The 1,945-nt window shown below is 45.0% G+C and carries 1 protein-coding gene and 1 pseudogene; both read right to left on the bottom strand.

The genetic code is table 11. The features are described 5' to 3' along the window. Positions 1–94: 94 nt before the first annotated feature. Complete coding sequence (locus F6K53_RS38755; RefSeq protein ID WP_366511412.1) at positions 95–625, bottom strand: group II intron maturase-specific domain-containing protein; 531 nt, start codon at positions 623–625, stop codon at positions 95–97. Between the two features lie 174 nt (positions 626–799). Then, positions 800–1,720: pseudogene (locus F6K53_RS38750) on the bottom strand (reverse transcriptase domain-containing protein); the annotation flags it as partial. Between the last annotated feature and the right edge of the window lie 225 nt (positions 1,721–1,945).

The raw sequence follows: 1,945 nt of genomic DNA, 5'->3' as shown, positions 1-1,945 counted from the left end.
TTGTTACGGTCGATGTCCCCTATTAAGGGGAGCACCTCCGCTTCAGAACTGGGCGTGAGACTTTCACCTCACCCAGCTCCTGGGTAAACTCGGTCTATGACCGGCCTTTCGGCTTGCTCCAGTGTATCTGTTGATGGCAGCTACGATGAACTGCTAATGTGTTCTTTTTAGACCAATTGTCGTGGTTTCCATCGATGTGATGAAGATGTACAGATTCGTCTTCTAAGAGTTTCAATCCACAGAATCCGCAGGAATGGTTTTGCCTTTTCAATGCATCAGAAGTAGCATCGGAGTAGAGTCTTGAGTTTCTCTTACTCCAATAGACTAGGTCACCGTCATAAGGTGACTTAGTCCCCTTTACATTCACGTGTTGGTTCTGCTTGTAACTTACCTTTGGGAATCCTCTATCGCACAATTCATTAGCTTTGTGCCGGTTAACCTTCTTTTCTTTGCGGAATTTCCGGTTTGCGGTTAGTCTCATGAACCAGAGTTTATCCCTGCTGCTACTCATATCGCAGTTGCTATGGTAGTTACGCCATCCGCGAATGATGGGAGCTAACTTTGTGGCTTTTACTTTGGCACCATAGTTCGAGTTGTTGACTACGGTTTTAATCTTCTTACGTATATTCCGGTGGTTTTCCTCTGAGGGAATGCATCGGAATTTTCCGTTTTTCTGGACTCTGAAATTCCAGCCCAGGAGACGAAACCTTAGAATAAAGAAGCCTTAATTAATAATTTTTAACCCTTTTTTGCATAGTCTGTCGCCTGTAAAGGCTTCTTTATTCTTACGGTAACTTCATAGGAAGTCAAATCCGTCTATCGTTTTGGTCAGCTTAGTCTTTTCTTCACTGACTTCCATTCCTCGCTCTTTCAAGAACATCTTGATTTTATTCAAAATCTTCTCAGCGTCGTCTTTAGGCTTGAGGATTATTACCATGTCATCCGCGTACCGGATGCTGGTATGTATGTTCTCAATTCCGTCTAGTGCCACATTTGCTAGTAGAGGACTAACCACACCGCCTTGGGGTGTTCCTTGTTCCGGGAATTCTGGATTGATGCCTGCTTTTAAACATCTAAAAATCCCCTGTTTCAGACATGCAGGAGCTAGCAATCTATCCATAATGGAACTGTGGGAGATGCGGTCAAAGCATTTTTTGATGTCTAGTTCTATGATTCGCTTGTTTATACCGTTACTTGTAGACCTTAGGTTGAGGAATAGGCATTTTTGTGCGTCTTGCGCACATCTGCCTGTCCTAAACCCGTAGCTACGGGCATTGAACGTGGCCTCGTGGGCTGGTTCTAGGGCGAATTTAGTTAGGCATTGCCATGCACGGTCGGCTATGGTTGGTATCTTTAACACTCTTACTTTCCCATTCTTTTTAGGGATTGGAATTTCACGAAGTCGGCTATGTTTCCAGTCATTCCCATAGTCGTTCAGTGTCTCCACCAATTCCATGCGTTCTTGATAATTGAGGCTCGACTTGCCATCAATTCCAGCCGTTTTCTTCCCCTTATTTAGCTGTGTTACTTGACGGACGGCCAAGAGTTGCGCTGAACGGGATTTCAGTATCAGTTTCTGTAATGACCTAGCTTTCTTCAAGTCACCAGCTCGAACTGCTTTATACACGCGCTTCTGTAGGCGGAATAGGTTTTGGCGGAGTTTCTTCCACTTTTGTCCCTTCCATAGGTCACTAAATCTATTCGATGTGTGTCTACCCATACTCTCCATTGGTTTGTGTACCTCTGAATACCCGCAGCCAGTTTCCATTAAACTAAGCCAGGGAGTCACCTCACAGCTGACTCGTCTCCAGAACCGGACGTGAAGTCGGGTAAGGTTTGTAGATTACTCTACTCCCCTCCCCTAAGAACCGGACTTGACAGTTACCCATCATCCGGCTCAAGCCTTACTTCAAGCCTTCTGCTTGGTTTTCTTTTTGCCATGAAG

It is taken from the genome of Moorena sp. SIO4A1, assembly GCF_010672065.1.
In the GTDB taxonomy this organism is placed as follows: domain Bacteria; phylum Cyanobacteriota; class Cyanobacteriia; order Cyanobacteriales; family Coleofasciculaceae; genus Moorena.
This window is presented reverse-complemented; position numbering and strand designations above follow the sequence as displayed.